This is a genomic window from Streptomyces sp. NPDC005791 (assembly GCF_042871485.1).
GTDB lineage: Bacteria > Actinomycetota > Actinomycetes > Streptomycetales > Streptomycetaceae > Streptomyces.
In genome coordinates, this window is the sequence record NZ_JBIAIP010000047.1 from 1 (window position 1) to 1,102 (window position 1,102).

2 protein-coding genes and 1 pseudogene are annotated in these 1,102 nt (G+C 68.1%); all 3 read right to left on the bottom strand.

Features of this window, described 5'->3' with window-relative positions:
* Positions 1 to 240 (bottom strand): annotated as a pseudogene (locus ACFYSH_RS33935) (ectoine hydroxylase); the annotation flags it as partial.
* 3 nt (positions 241 to 243) lie between these two features.
* Positions 244 to 642 (bottom strand): ectoine synthase, encoded by a 399-nt coding sequence (locus ACFYSH_RS33940; protein ID WP_388757739.1) that lies wholly within the window; start codon positions 640 to 642, stop codon positions 244 to 246.
* Between the two features lie 107 nt (positions 643 to 749).
* On the bottom strand, positions 750 to 1,102 hold a 353-nt coding region (locus ACFYSH_RS33945), incomplete at its 5' end, for an aminotransferase class III-fold pyridoxal phosphate-dependent enzyme (protein WP_388757742.1).

The following is a 1,102-nucleotide window of genomic DNA, read 5'->3' on the forward strand; positions in this document are numbered from 1 at the left end:
CGACCGTTCGTCGGCGCGGACCGCCGGATCGGCGATCAGCCGGTCCAGCTCGGCGTGGTAGACCGCCACCTCGTCCGGCGTGATCAGCTGGTCGACGGCGAGGAAACCGTTCTCCTCGTACTCCTCGAGGTCGGGGGTGGCTCGCCCCCAGACGACCGGGTCCTGACGTGGCGTGACCACCTCGTCGGCACCGCGGGTCGGATACAGGTCCTGGACGACCTCGGTGGTGGTCCGGATCATGGTTCAGCCCTCCTCTGTCAACAGCGGGTACACACCGTTCTCGTCATGGTCCTCCCGTCCGGTGACGGGGGGGTTGAAGACGCACACGCAGCGGAAGTCGGTCTTCGGCCGCAGGGTGTGACGCTCGTGCCCGTTCAGCAGGTACATCGTCCCGGGGGAGATCCAGTGCGTCTCCCCGGTCTCGTCGTTGGTGAGCTCGGCCTCGCCCTCGGTGCACAGAACGGCCTCGATGTGGTTGGCGTACCACATCGACGTCTCCGTGCCCGCGTACAGCACGGTCTCGTGGAGCGAGAAGCCCACCTTCTCCTTGGCGAGCACGATGCGCTTGCTCTCCCAGGTGCCCGAAGCGGACCTGATGTGCCGGTCGGTGTTCTCGATGTCACTGAAAGATCGGACGATCACAGTGGGACGGTGCCTTTCTTCCGGCGCCTCATTCCGTGTCCGGTGATGAGGCATGCACAACTGGCGGTCCACCCGAGCCTTCGCACAGAATGCTCACGGCCGCAGGCTCAGCCGGTCTCCCACACGGCCTCGGTGAGGATCCGCAGGCCCTCTGCGAGCTCGTCCGGGGAGACGGTGAGCGGCGGCAGCACCTTCACCACCTCGCCCTCCGGCCCGGACGTCTCCACCAACAGGCCCCGTGCGAAGGCGCGGGCGCAGATGGCGGACGCACGCGCGGGGTCGGTGAACTTCATCCCCCAGACCAGGCCACGGCCGCGGACACAGGCCCCGGCCTCCACGTGCTCTTCCGCGATGGACACCAGCTCCTGCTCGACCTGCTCACCGCGGGCCAGCGTCTGCTTCTCCATCTGGCCGTCGGCCCAGTAGGCGTCGAGCGTGGCGGCGGCGGTGACGAAGGCCG